The organism is Nonomuraea fuscirosea (assembly GCF_003001935.1).
In the GTDB taxonomy this organism is placed as follows: Bacteria; Actinomycetota; Actinomycetes; order Streptosporangiales; family Streptosporangiaceae; genus Nonomuraea; species Nonomuraea fuscirosea.
Genome location: NZ_PVNG01000001.1, coordinates 498,222 through 510,737, shown reverse-complemented (window position 1 = coordinate 510,737; position 12,516 = coordinate 498,222). Strand labels below are relative to the sequence as shown.

Annotated in this window: 8 protein-coding genes; 5 read left to right on the top strand and 3 right to left on the bottom strand. The window is 72.8% G+C overall.

Annotation, left to right across the window (positions count from 1 at the left end; translation table 11 throughout):
- The first annotated feature begins 33 nt into the window (after positions 1 to 33).
- The 3 genes from B0I32_RS02300 to B0I32_RS56285 all read left to right on the top strand — a co-directional run bounded on the left by B0I32_RS02300 (position 34) and on the right by B0I32_RS56285 (position 5,752).
- A complete protein-coding gene (locus tag B0I32_RS02300) occupies positions 34 to 1,233 on the top strand; it encodes a hypothetical protein (protein ID WP_106234854.1) in 1,200 nt (399 codons plus the stop codon).
- Entirely contained in the window at positions 1,230 to 2,468 is a 1,239-nt protein-coding gene (locus tag B0I32_RS59565; protein WP_245955492.1) for a hypothetical protein, read from the top strand. The genes B0I32_RS02300 and B0I32_RS59565 overlap by 4 nt, the downstream gene beginning before the upstream one ends.
- A gap of 71 nt (positions 2,469 to 2,539) precedes the next feature.
- Positions 2,540 to 5,752 carry a coiled-coil domain-containing protein gene (locus tag B0I32_RS56285; protein WP_146178008.1) on the top strand — a complete coding sequence of 1,071 codons (3,213 nt, stop codon included), beginning with the start codon at positions 2,540 to 2,542 and terminating at the stop codon, positions 5,750 to 5,752.
- A 554-nt stretch (positions 5,753 to 6,306) separates the two neighbouring features.
- Here the strand turns inward: B0I32_RS56285 and B0I32_RS02275 are convergent.
- The gene (locus B0I32_RS02275; RefSeq protein WP_245955488.1) at positions 6,307 to 7,179 is read right to left on the bottom strand and encodes a citrate/2-methylcitrate synthase; all 873 of its coding nucleotides are present in this window, start codon (positions 7,177 to 7,179) and stop codon (positions 6,307 to 6,309) included.
- A 1,037-nt stretch (positions 7,180 to 8,216) separates the two neighbouring features.
- Between B0I32_RS02275 and B0I32_RS02265 the strand changes: the two genes are divergently transcribed.
- Entirely contained in the window at positions 8,217 to 9,428 is a 1,212-nt protein-coding gene (locus B0I32_RS02265; RefSeq protein ID WP_106234460.1) for a LeuA family protein, read from the top strand.
- 44 nt (positions 9,429 to 9,472) lie between these two features.
- Here B0I32_RS02265 and B0I32_RS02260 read toward each other — a convergent pair whose 3' ends face one another.
- On the bottom strand, positions 9,473 to 10,762 hold the full coding sequence (locus B0I32_RS02260) for an MFS transporter (RefSeq protein WP_106234458.1): 1,290 nt from the start codon (positions 10,760 to 10,762) through the stop codon (positions 9,473 to 9,475).
- A gap of 105 nt (positions 10,763 to 10,867) precedes the next feature.
- On the opposite strand from B0I32_RS02260, the gene B0I32_RS02255 reads away from it, so the two are divergent.
- Complete coding sequence (locus B0I32_RS02255) at positions 10,868 to 11,500, top strand: HAD family hydrolase (RefSeq protein WP_219911602.1); 633 nt, start codon at positions 10,868 to 10,870, stop codon at positions 11,498 to 11,500.
- A 58-nt stretch (positions 11,501 to 11,558) separates the two neighbouring features.
- On the opposite strand, the gene B0I32_RS02250 is transcribed toward B0I32_RS02255, so the two are convergent.
- Positions 11,559 to 12,446 carry an NAD-dependent epimerase/dehydratase family protein gene (locus B0I32_RS02250; protein WP_106234455.1) on the bottom strand — a complete coding sequence of 296 codons (888 nt, stop codon included), beginning with the start codon at positions 12,444 to 12,446 and terminating at the stop codon, positions 11,559 to 11,561.
- Positions 12,447 to 12,516: the final 70 nt, after the last annotated feature.

The window sequence follows — 12,516 nt, the reverse complement described above, 5'->3', positions numbered from 1 at the left end:
AGAGTGTCGGTGTGAAGCCGTACCTTAGTGCCCGTGTCCGAACAGCCCCTGACCCTCGACTCCGTCCTCACCGACGAGGCGGTCCTGTCGACCTACCGCCGCATGTTCGCCGCGCTGGCCCGCGACAGCGGGGCGGTGGTCGACGATCCCGCCCTGGTCGACATCGCCGAGACGCTGTTCGCGGCGTTCGCGGAGGCCGGCGAGGAGTGGCTGACCCACGAGCAGATGCGCTTCGCCTGCCGGGCCCATCCCGCCGACCAGTTCGACAACCGGCTGCGGGTGCTCAAGGGGCTCGGCGCGATCCGCGAGGTGTTCCCCAAGCCCAACCAGCTGCGTTACCGCGCCTCGTTCACCAGTGTGGTGGGGCTGATGTTCATCCGGCGGATGATGGACGACGGCGGGCAGTCGGAGATGCACCGGCTGCTCGCGCTCGAAGACCTCAACGTCGCCGATCCGCGCACCACGATGGAGGAGGCCAGGCAGAGCGCGCTCAACCTGGCGCGGGCGTTCCGGCTGTGGGCGCTCGAGCTGATCACCCTCACCACGGGCACGATCGAGGAGCTGCGCGAGCAGGCGCCCAAGCTGTGGGGCACCGAGGAGATCGCGCGCCGGGCGCAGAGCCTGCACGGCACGATCCTGACCCGATGGCCGGAGCTCGACCGGACCTGCACCGACCTGCGGGCGGCCATCTACGCCTACAGCGACGCCTCCCGCCGCGCCGCCGGGCGCCTGGCCGACTCGGCGGGCACCACGCGCAACCTGACCCTGCTGCCGACGGAGACGTGGCGGACGTTCGCGCAGACGGCGTCCAGGGAGCGGCTGGCGGCGGTGCTCGACGGGTTCGTCTTCGACGCGCCCGCGCCGTGGCACGATCCGGCCGCCGTCGCCCGCGCCGTCGACGAGGCCCCGCGCCCGGCCCCTGCCCAGCCCACTCCCCCGCGCTCCAACCTGCCCGACCCCGGGCCCGAGTCCTCGCTCGACTCCTCGCCCGGCGCGGCGCTCGAACGGCTGACCCTGATGGCCGAGTCGCTGCTGGGCGAGGCCGACCGGGTCGCGCTGGCCGACGTGCTCGGCTCCGACTGGCCCTCCGCGCGGCGCGTGCTGGCCGACCTCACCACCGTCGATCTGCGGCCCGAGCTGCCCTACCGGCTGGCCTGGTCCGACGGGCTGAGCGTCGATCCCGAGCGCGAGCCCGCGTGGCTTTCCCACGGCTACCTGGAGCGGGTCTCATGAGCGTCGATCGGCAGGCGTACGCGCTCGCCCACGCGCGGGTGCGCGCGGCCGGGCCGGCCCGGCTCGGCGCCGGGGTGGCGGCGGCTCCCGGCATGCTGCGGCTGACCCGGCCCGACTCCACCGGCGAGGCCGTGCCCGTGTGGCCCGACGGGGTGACGCCGTCCCTCCTCGACGAGCACCAGGTGCCGCCCGTCTCCGTGGAGCGGTCGGGGGAGACCAGGCGGGTGCTGGCGGCGGTGCTCAAGTGCTGCTGGCGCGACCTGTCGGTGGATCCGTGGCCGGGCGAGCCCGCCTCCGTGGAGCTGGTGCTCGACACCTACCGCGAGCTGATCGGCCGCACCGACGACCTGATGCGCAACTGGGCGCGCGGCGCGCTGCGGCGGCTGCACGACTCCGCCTGGGTGATCGTCGACGACGGCGTGGTGCTGCTCGGGCCGCGCTGCGCGCTGTGGCCGGTGGAGTCGCACGCGCAGCTGCAGGAGCTCGTACGCCGGCTGCCCGAGCCCGAGCGGCCCGAGCTGACCGTGGTCGGCGACGCCGACATCGTGGCCGTGGCGGGCCCGCATCCTCCGGCGCCCGCCGGGGCCGGGGGCCGGGCCGAGGGCGGGGCGGCCGAGTTCGACGACCTGCTCAGCGGTTACGACGAGCGGCGGCGGGCCGAGCTCGTGGCGGCGTTCATGGCGGTCGAGCACGCGGCGGAGCCGGTGCCGGAGGTGCGGTTCGCGGCCCTGCGCGATCCGGCGCTGCGCCACACGCTGGGCGAGATGCTGGCCCGGCGCGGCCGTACGCTGATCCAGCACCGTGAGCGCTGGACCTCCGGCTACGACGACGCGGTCGCCGCCGAGCTGGGCGGTGCCGAGGGCACCACCAGCCTGGGCGTGAGCGAGCGGGCGGTGCTGACGCTCGTGCTCGTGCACTCCGTCGCCATCCCGCGCGCCGAGGGCCTGCTGCCTGAGGACTCGTGGCTGTCGCCGCACCCGACCCCGGTCGACGAGCTGCGCCGCCACACCCAGCTGCCGATCGGCGAGCTGGAGGCGGCGTTGCGCTCGCTGCGGCACGCCGGGCTGATCGGGCAGGTCAAGGCGGGCGAGGAGGCGGGCGGCTACGTGCCGGGGCCGCAGTTCCACCGGCTCACGCCGGCGGCCAGGCGGCGGTTGCAGGAGGAGCTGATCCTGGCGGCGGGGCCCAACACGCCGCTGGCGGCGGCCGTACTCGCGCGTAGATCGGCGAAGTGACGGGGACGGGCCGCTTCGCAGCGGCCCGGTAGTGGCTTTCAACACGGATGGAAGGACAACGGGGGTTTCAGGTGTCGCAGGTGGAGAACGTCGTCGGAGACCGGGTGCTGATCGCCGTGCAGGCGGTCAACATCTCGCGGCTGTCGACCCATCCGGTGCCGACGGTCCCCGGCACGCTCATCGTGGTGGCGGGCGCGGGGCCGAAGGACTCCAACGGGGCGGGCAAGTCGTCGTTCATCGCCTCGATCACGGCGCTGCTGGGTGACGAGCAGTGGCGCTTCGCCTCCGGCGCCAAGGCGGTGTCGGAGCTGCTCTTCAACGCCGAGCTGGCCAGCGGCGCCGGGGCCCGGCAGTGGGCCAGCGCCGATCACGGATACATCGTGGGCGTCTTCGGGCCGCCCGGCATGGAGGGCTTCGGCGACGCGGCGGACTCCCCTCCCCCGGCTTCTTCCGTGGCTGACAGCGGCCCGGCCGCTGCCGTGGAGGGGGTCGGCTCGGCTGACGGAGAGCTGTTCGAGGAGGCCGGCTCGGGTGACGGGGAGCTGTTCGAGGTGCCCGACACCTCGGGCGGGGCCATGACCGTCTGGCTGAAGGTCAACCAGGAGGCCCCACACCTGGAGATCCGCTGGCGGGAGGGCGTGCACCTGGCGGCGTCGCCGTCCGAGGCCGAGCGGGTGGCGCGGGCCGACGAGATCTGGGCGTCGCTGCCGAAGTCGGCCGGGCGGCGCGACGTCGTGGCCCGCGACCTGACCAAGGTGCTCTACGGCGACCGGGTCAGGTGCGTGTCGTTCCTGTCCACGTCCGTACGCAGCAAGGTCGCCACCAACCTGCTCTCCCAGCCGCTCAACGAGATCTCGCCCGAGCGGGTCTTCGAGGCCATCGCCGCCCTCACCGGCCTGGACGCCGAGCTGGAGCAGGAGCGCGAGGCCCGCCGCGACGAGCACGCCAAGCGGGTGCGGGCGGCGCAGGCGGGCGAGCGGCTGGCCGAGTTCGAGGCGGAGTCGAAGGCGCTGCTGAGCACGTTCGACCGCCGGGACCAGGCCAGGATCCGGCTGGCCGACGCGCTGCGGTGCTGGCGCGGACGGCAGGCGCGCCGGCTGGCCGACGCGGCCGGCAAGGACGAGGCGCTGGTCGCCGACCTCGACCGGCACCGCGCCGCGGGCGAGGCGGCCGCCGAGTCGATCGCCATGGTCAAGGCCGAGATCGCCACCCTGCGCGAGGACACCCTCGACCGGCAGGTGTCGCAGGCCCGCAAGGAGCTGGCGGCGATGCAGGCGCGGGCGGCCAAGCTCGAAGCCGACCGCGCCGTGGCGGAGAACTCCGCCGACGAGCTGCGCGGGCTGATCCCCGCTCTGGAGGAGACGCGCCGCTTCGCCGACGGGCGCGACGTGCCGGCCGCCGAGCGGGAGCTGGGCGAGGTGCGGCTACGGCTCAACGAGGCGCTCAAGGCGCTCGGCGTGGCCGACCGGGAGGTGTCCTCGGCCCAGGCGGCGCTCGACGACGCCGAGGGCGGCCCGGCGGCGGCCCAGCTCAACGCGCTGGCGGCGGCCGGCATCGGCGCCACCGGCCTGCTCGACGCCCTCGACGTGGCCGAACAGGCCCGGGACGCCGCCCACACGCCGCAGGGAGCCGGCCTCGCCGGTCGTGGCGCCGATGCCGATGCCGGTGGCGGTGAGGGGCAGGCGCTCGGGGAGGCGCTCAAGGCGCGTTACGGCAAGTCGCAGGGGCAGGCCGGGACCGGGACCACGGCCGGGGCGCTGGGTGAGTTGCGTGGCTGGCCCAACGAGCACGCCGTGATCGTGGACGCCGCCCAGCTCGACGCCGCCGCCGCGGCGCTGGCCGCGCTGCCCGGGTCCGTGCTGGTCAGCGCGGCCGGGGTGAGCGTCGTCGGGGCGTTCGACGGGGTCGCGACCGGGCGCGAGGCCCGGATCAAGGCGGCCGAGCAGCGGCTCAACCGGGCCAGAGACGTACAGGAGAGCGCCGCCCAGGCCGTGCACGACGGGGAGGAGTCGGTCGCGCGGGCGCAGCGGCGGCTGGAGGGCGCAAGGGCCGGGGTGCGGCTGGCGGAGCTGGAGGCCAAGCTCGGCGAGCGGCGGGCCAGGCTGGGCGAGCTGAACGCGGCCATCGAGGAGCTGGCGCCGAAGGTGGCCGAGGCCGAACGGCAGGCGGGCTCGCTCGACTTCCGCGCCCGTACCAGGGACATGGAGATCGAGCGGCTGGAGGGCCGCAGGCAGCGGCACGAGGCCGAGCGGGCGCAGGCGCGCGGGCTGGAGGCGAAGGTCGGCGCGGAGCGGGAGGCGCTCAAGCTGGCGGCGCTGGCCGCCGACTGGGGCGGCACGATCGAGACCGCCCGCGAGTGGCTGGCCGCGCTGCCTGAGGAGGAGCGGCCGCGCGCCGCCGAGGAGTGGTGGCGGGTCGCCGAACGCCACCTCGACCAGGCGTTGCGCGACACGTTCCCCGAGGAGGAGGCGGAGATCCCGGAGGAGTTGCGCTTCCTGCTGAGCGAGCGGGAGGGCAGCACGGCCCGCGAGCAGGCGACGTTCGCGGGCGTGTGCGGGGCGCTCGCGTCCTACCTGCGGGGGCAGGAGGAGTACGAACGCCACCAGCGGCGCCAGATCGAGGCGCAGCTCGGCTCCCGCCAGCGCGACCTGGCGGCGGCCGCCAGGGGCGCGGAGGAGGCGGCCCAGTCGACGGCCGTGCACCGGGCGGCGCTGACGGCGGCGATCAAGGCGCGGCTCACGCGGGTGGCCGAGGAGTTCGACAAGCTCGACACCTCCTACGGCGGCTACGGCGCCACCCTGGAGTTCCCGGTGCCACCCGCTCCCGCCGACCCCGAGCAGCGCTGGCAGTGGCGGGTGACGCCTAAGTGGCGGCGGGGCGAGGGGCAGGGGTTCGTCCCCTACAACCGGCGGGCCAACACGGCGCTCATGGACGAGAAGGCCGTCAAACTGGTGTGCTCGGCGGCCATCGCCTCCTCCGGGGGCGGGCACCTGTGCCTCGTCCTCGACGAGCTGGGCCGCAACCTGGGCAAGGAGCACCGGAGGGAGGCGGTGGCGCTGTTCAGGAGGATCGGGGAGACGTACGGGATCACGGTGATCGGGGCGTTGCAGGACGACATGGAGCCGTACGCGATCGACGCCTGCGGGCAGTACATCAAGCTGCGTCGCTCGTCGGACGCGATGCCGTACAACGAGCCCCCGGTGATCGTCGGCCACGACCAGCACGCCGAACGAGTCCGAGCTCTGTCCTCGTACGTGGACCGAGGCACCCCGACCCCGGCGTAACCGCCCGCACCCTTGCTTCCCCGGGTCGCGGAGCGGCTACGTGCATGGTGGGTGAGGACCGTGGGGGCCGCGAGTGACCGGGGATTCCGGAGCGCTTGCAGGCCCCTGAGGGTCGAGGTCGTTGGTGGCTGAGAGGCTCGGTGGGTGAAGATCGCGGCAGCGTGAGTGACCGAGGGCGTGGAGCGGCTGGGGGTCGCGCAGCGGTCGAAGGCCGTGGAGCGACTGCGGGCAGCGTGTGGTGAGGTGCACGTGTGGGCGGGGCTGCGGGTGATCGCGCGTAACCGAGGATCGCAGATGGCCAGGGTCGTGAGTGGCTGAGCGTCGCGGATGGTTGAGGCCGCAGGTGTGTAGCTAGGGGCCATGATGTGGTCGCGGGGGCGTCCGGTGCAGCGCTAGCGGCGAGCGGCACTGGGCGTGCGCTGTTGAGGTGTGCGGCGTTGATGGTGTGTGGCGTTGGCGGCGTGCGGCCTTGGCGGCGTGCCACGTCGATGGTGTGCGGCGTTGATGGCGTGCGGCCTTGGCGGCGTGCCACGTCTGTGCGGCGTTGGGGGCGTTTACTTGGTGGGTGGGCCGGTGTAAGAGGCGCGGAGGCGGAGGAGGGAGCCGCGGTGGTACTCCTCCATCGCGTGGGCCAGCCAGCCCGCTGCTCTGGCGACCGCGAAGATCGCCTCGCCGGCGCCGCTCACCATGCCGGTGACCGCGGTGAGGACGGCGAGGGCGAAGTCGACGTTGCGGTCGGGGAGGCGGCGCCGGCGCATCTCCGCCAGCAGGGCGTCTCCGGCGGCGATGCGCTCATGGCCTGGGGCGGCGGTTCTGACCAGGTCGAGCAGCAGGGCGCCGCGGGCGTCGCCGTTCTTGTAGACGCTGTGGCCGAAGCCGGGGATGCGCTCGCCGCGCCGTACCCGTTCGGTGACGACGCGGGCGGCCTGGTGTGGCGCGGCGATCTCGGCGAGCAGGCGTTCGGCGCCGTACGACGCTCCTCCGTGCAGCGGGCCGCCCAGTACGCCGAGGCCGGTCAGCACCACGGCGTACGGGTCGGCCTTGGCGGAGGCGGCGACCCGGGCGGCCAGCGTGGAGGCGGCCAGTTCGTGGTCGGCGAGCAGGACCAGGGCACCTTCGAGAGCGGTGAGCAGGGCGGGGGTGGCAGGTGACGGGCACAGGCGGGACCACAGGCGCGCGGCGATCGAGTCGCCACTGGGCTCGCTGAGCTGGGGCAGTGCGTCCACCAGGCCGGCGATCATGCGCCGGCCGGTTTCGGTGACGGAGGCGGGGTCGAGCTGATGGCGGAGGGAGTCGGACGCGCCGAGGACCGTGGTGATCACCTGCAGCCGGTCGAGCGGCAGCAGGTCGGCGGGCAGTCCGCGCTGAGCGGCGACGGCCGCCTCCAGCGCCTCAGGCTCACACCGCCAGACCGCGCGTGCCGCCATCCTGCGCCGCCCACCGACCTCGGGCCCACGCCCCCGGGCACCACGCGCACCCGCAACCGACACCTCGCCCGCGACGCCAGCACCGCCTTCGATGACGACCGCACGTCCCTGCGGAACACGCGCACCAGCGGCCGGACGTCCCTGCGGAACGGATGTACCGACGACCGGCGCCTCGCCCTCAACGCCGACACCGCCTTCGCAGACGGCCGACCGTCCCTGCGTAACGCACGCGCCTGGGGCGGAATGTTCATGCGGAGTGGACGCACCGGCGACTGACGCCCCACCCTCAACGTCGGCATCGTCTCCGGAGACGGCCGGACGCCCCTGCGGATCGTTCGTGCGCGCGAGTGAAGGTTCATGCGGAGCGGACGCGTCGGCGGCCAGACGTTCCCGCGGCGGAACGTGCGCTCTGGGGGCCGACACCCCGTCCGGAACGTCAACGCTGCTGGTGAAACTGGCTGTTTCGCGAGATATGCCCGCGTCGCTCGTGGAAACGACCGGGGTGCCCAAGTCGCCGGACGAAGCACCCGAGTCGCCCGGAAGGCCAGGGTCGATGGTGGAGGTGCTGGGAGCGGCGTTGGAGGCATTCGGAGCGGTGGTGGAGGCGTTCGGAGCGTTAAGGGAGGTCGGTCGGGTGGGGGGCCAGACGGTGGGGTTGCCGGTCCAGAGCCATTCCGCGACCGTTTCGAACCGGGCCGGGCCCGCCAGGCTGAGTACGTCGAGGCCTCGGTAGTAGGGGCGGTCGACGCCGAGTGCGGTGATGGCCGACTCGATGACCAGTTCCGGGCGCTGGTTGCGGGGGCGGCCGCGGCGGGCCAGGCATTCGATCTCCTCGGCGGAGAAGAGGCTGCGGCGCCCGTCCTCCCCGTGCCGCCGCTGCAGCACTCCCCTGCTCACGTACGCGTACAGCGTCGCGGGTTTGATGCCCAGCCGTTCCGACGCCGTGGCCGCGTCGATCCACTCCGCCACCGAACACCCTCCGCAGTTGACGATAATCAATATTGATCCACGTCGAACGAGCATGTCAACGTGGGAGCATGCCCAACGTTCACTTCCTCGACGTGACCAACCGGGACGGCGTGCAGACCGCGCGCACCGGCCTGTCGAAGTTCGGCAAGACCATGGTCAACTTCTATCTGGCCAGGCTCGGGGTGGCGCAGTCCGAGATCGGGTTCCCGTTCCTCTTCCATGAGGCGCCTTACGTCAGGGCGCAGGTGGCGCTGGCCGAGGCGGGTGTGTTCGGGGAACTGCGGCTGTCGGGGTGGTGCCGGGGCGTGCCCCAGGACGTGGAGCGGGCGGCACCGCTCGGGCTGAAGCACTACAACCTGTCCATCTCGACCTCCGACTACATGATCCAGAACAAGTTCCGCGGCCGGCTGGGCCGGGAGGAGATCATCAGGGAGATGACGGCCGCGGTCCGCGTGGCCAAGGGCGCGGGGGCGCTGACGGTCGGGGTGAACGCCGAGGACGGTTCGCGTACCGACGACGGGTTCCTGCTGGAGTTCGCGCTGGCGGCCAAGGAGGCGGGCGCCGACCGCGTACGCTACTGCGACACCATCGGCGGTGACACGCCCGGCCGGATCCGTGAGCGGTTCGCCAGGCTGGCCTCGGGCGCCGCGATGCCGGTCGAGACGCACTGCCACGACGACCTGGGCATGGCGGTGGCCAACTCGGTGTCGGGCGCGCTCGGCGACCTCGACGCCGGGCAGGACGCGTGGATCAACACGTGCGTCAACGGCGTCGGCGAGCGCTCGGGCAACGCCGACCTGCTGTCCACCGTGCTGGCGTTCCGGCACGGCTTCGGCCTCGACGCGAAGATCGGCGACCCGCTGGATCTGTCGTGGGCGCGCCGGTTCGCGTTGTGGGCGAGTTACGCGCTGGGGCAGCCGCTGCCGTACAACCAGGTGGGGGTGGGGCGCAACGCGTTCGCGCACGAGTCGGGCATCCACGCCGACGGGGCGCTGAAGGATCACGGCAACTACGAGTTGTACGACGAGGCGACGCTGGGCCCGTTCCCCGACGACCGGCACGCGCGGGCGGGCCGGGTGGTGCTGACCGGCGAGTACGGCGGCAAGGCCGGCTTCCGGCACGTCATGGACGGGCTCGGCGCCGAGGTGGCCGACGAGGACCTGTCGTTCCGCGTGGTCCAGCTCTGCAACGCGATGACGGGCAGGCCGCTCACCGACGATGAACTACGTCTGATCGCGGCCCATCCGCGCGAGTTGTCCCTGTTGTTTCCCGGTTACTAGGCCCGGTCGGCGCAGGGTGCTGTTCCCAGGCCGTCGCGGTCCCGTCAGCGCAAAGTGCTGTCGCCGGTTTCCGGCAGGGCGAGCAGGCAGAGCAGGCTCAGCAGGGCCATCGCGGCGACGTACCCGCCGACCGCCAGTGCGCCCAGCCCACTGGCCTGCATGGCGGTGGCGACCAGCGGCGGCACTGCGCCGCCGAGCACGCCGCCGAGGCTGTAGGCGGTGGACGCGCCGCTGTAGCGGAACTCGGTCCTGAACAGCTCGGGCAGGTACGCGCCCATCGGCCCGAAGACCAGCCCCATGAGCGCGAGCGCCCCGGCCAGCGCCAGCCCGACCAGGAGCACCGAGCGCGTCTCCATCAGCGGGAACATCACCAGCCCCCACACCACGGCCGCGATCGTGCCCGTGATCAGGGTGCGGCGGCGGCCCACCCGGTCGGACACCACGGCGGAGACGACCGTGCCGGCCGCCATGAACACCACCCCGACCATGGTCAGCGCGAGCATGGTGGTCCTGGGGATCTGCAGCGTGTCGGTGCCATAGGCCAGACAGTAGGTGGTGGCGGTGTAGAAGAGCGTGTAGGCGATCGTCATGGCGCCGGCGCCGAGCAGCACGCGCCGCCGCTGGTGCCGCATGAGGCCGGCGAACGGCACCTTGGCGATCCGGCGCTCGTCCATGGCCTGCTGGAAGACGGGCGTCTCGGAGATCTTCAGCCGTACGTACAGGCCGACGATCACCAGCAGCAGGCTCGCCACGAACGGCAGCCGCCAGCCCCAGCTGTCGAACTGCCCCTCGCTCAGCGTCTCTCCGAGGACGAGGAACAGCCCGTTCGCCACGATGAACCCGGCCGACGGGCCGAGCTGCGGAAACATCGCGTACAGGCCGCGCTTGCCCGGCGGGGCGTGCTCGGTGGCCAGCAGCGCCGCACCGCCCCACTCGCCGCCGAGGCCGATGCCCTGCGTGAAGCGCAGCAGCACCAGCAGGACGGGCGCGAGCACGCCGATCGACGCGTAGCCGGGCAGCAGCCCGATCACCACCGTCGAGAGCCCCATCACCAGCAGGGACACGACCAGCATGGACTTGCGGCCGATCCGGTCGCCCCAGTGGCCGAACACGGCCGAGCCGAGCGGCCGCGAGATAAACGCCACCGCGAACGTCGAGAACGCCGCGAGGTTGCCCGCCACCTGGTCCATCTCAGGGAAGAAGGCGGTGTTGAGCACCAGGGCCGCGGCGGTGCCGTAAATGTAGAAATCATAGAATTCGATCGCGGTGCCGATCAGGCTGGCGGTCGCGATCCTGGACCGGCTCGGCGCCGACGTCTGGGGGGATGTCGTCATCGTGTCTCACCATGCGGACTAGCGTCTTGTGAAGTGGTACGGGAACGCTACCACCTGCGCAATGTTAAGTTTCAAGCAATGCTGACTCGGGGAAAGGGAAACAGTTTGGCTGTCGAGCTGGTCATCTTCGACTGCGACGGGACGCTGGTGGACAGCGAGCCGATCTCCGTACGCGTGGGCACCGCCGCGCTGCGGCGCCTGGGCTGGACGATCGACGAGGCCGAGTACGCCGAACGCTTCGTCGGCTGCACGAACGACTACTGGCTGGAGCAGATCGGCCGGACCCCTCCCGGCTGGCGCGAGCAGCTCAACGCCGACTACGTGGCCGCCGTCAAGGCCGAGCTACGCACGATCGCGGGCATCGAGGAGGCGCTCGAGCGGCTCACCATTCCCTGCTGCGTGGCCTCGAACGGCCGCCACGCCACCATCCGCCGCAGCCTCGAACTGACCGGTCTGGCCGACCGGTTCGACGGGGCGGTGTTCAGCGTCGAGGACGTGACGCGGGGCAAGCCGGCACCCGACCTGTTCCTGCACGCCGCCGCCGTCATGGGGGCCGAGCCCGAGCGGTGCGTGGTGGTGGAGGACAGCCCGTTCGGGGTGACGGCGGCGGTGAGCGCGGGCATGCGCTGCCTGGCCTTCGCCGGCGGCGTCACGCCCGTTTCGCGGCTGGAGGGGCTGGGGGCGACCCTCTTCCACGACCCCGCCAAACTCCCCGACCTGATCGCCGCCCTCGACTGACCCGGCTTTCCCCCAGGGCGCGGGAACGGCCGGTCACGCTCCTTGCCGAAACGGCCGGTCACGCCTCCTTGCGGGTGCGGCCGTTCTCGTCGAGGTAGTCGCGCCACGACCGCTTCGGGGTCCAGCCCAGCAGGCGGTGGGCCTTGGCGCAGGAGATGCCCGACGCGTCCGGCCTGGCCAGCGCCCGTAGCTCGACCCGGTCACCGTGAGAGCGCCGCAGCGAGGCCGCGAAGTCGTGCCCGCCCGCGTTGTCCGGCGAGGCGATGTAGAACACCTCGTGCCCGGGCAATTCGGACTCCGCGGCCAGCACGATCGCGTCGGCGAGGTCGTACACGTCGATGTAGCTCAACAGTCCCGCCCCCACCACGGAGGCGTCGCGCACCTGCGGCCCGAGATTGCGCTCGTAGTTGCCCTCGTGCTGCACCCAGCTCGGCCGCAGCGAGATGCACCTGATGTCCGACCGGCGCACGGCCGCGTCCATGAGCTGCTCGCCGAAGTGCTTGGCCAGCGCGTACGGGTCCTGCGGCCGGATCGGGTGCTCCTCGTCCACCGGCGCGTAGTCGGGCAGGAACGGCCGCTCGGGGAAGAAGAAGCCGGGCACGGTCTCGCTGGAGATGTTCACGAACCGCCGGACGCCGAACCGCACCGCCGCCTCGATCATGTTGAACGTGGACATCAGGTTGTTCTGGAACACCACGTGCGCCGGGTTGGAGGTGGGATCGGGGATCGCCGCCGCGTGCACGACCGCCTCGGCCCCGTGCGTCACCGCGAACGCCTGCCCGGCGTCGGTCAGGTCGGCCTGCACGTAGCGGGGGGTGCCGGGGTCGTGGCGCTCCCAAACCGGGCGGGTGAGGTCGGTGGCGGTCACCTCGTGACCCGCCTCGGCCAGGGCCTTGACGGCCGCTCTGCCCACCTTGCCGTGGGCTCCCGTGACGACGACGCGCATGATGACCGCTCCCTTGGTATCTCGGCCCGGCCCAGCGTAGTGCGCACCCGCCGCCAAGGTCATCTCCCCG